This window comes from Halomonas sp. ND22Bw, assembly GCF_003011945.1.
GTDB lineage: Bacteria > Pseudomonadota > Gammaproteobacteria > Pseudomonadales > Halomonadaceae > Halomonas > Halomonas halophila.
In genome coordinates this window covers 1-277 of sequence record NZ_PXWD01000731.1, presented here as the reverse complement: position 1 = coordinate 277, position 277 = coordinate 1, and the positions used below count along the sequence as shown (strand labels likewise).

Sequence of the window (277 nt, the reverse complement as noted above, 5' to 3'; positions counted from 1 at the left end):
GCTTCAGGTCGCGCATCTGATCGTGGCCTTCCTGCACCGACTGGTTGGCCTTCGCGATTGCCGCCCGCACCTCCGGCGACAGATCCTCCTTCGCCAACGCATCGTCGAACTTCGCCTTGATATGGTCTTCGCCCCGCTCGACCTCGTCGATGATCGCCTTGTCGTCCTGCCCCGTGACCTTGGCCTTGAGGTCGAGGAACATGCGGTGGGCTCCGGCAAGCACGGTCCCGTCATCTTCGGGATCGCCGCCCAAACGGCGGACTTCCGCCTGAAGGTC

1 protein-coding gene is annotated in these 277 nt (G+C 64.3%); it reads right to left on the bottom strand.

Annotated features, from left to right (window positions below):
* On the bottom strand, positions 1–223 hold a 223-nt coding region (locus CVH10_RS20060; protein ID WP_369335906.1), incomplete at its 3' end, for a PA2169 family four-helix-bundle protein.
* Positions 224–277 lie beyond the last annotated feature (54 nt).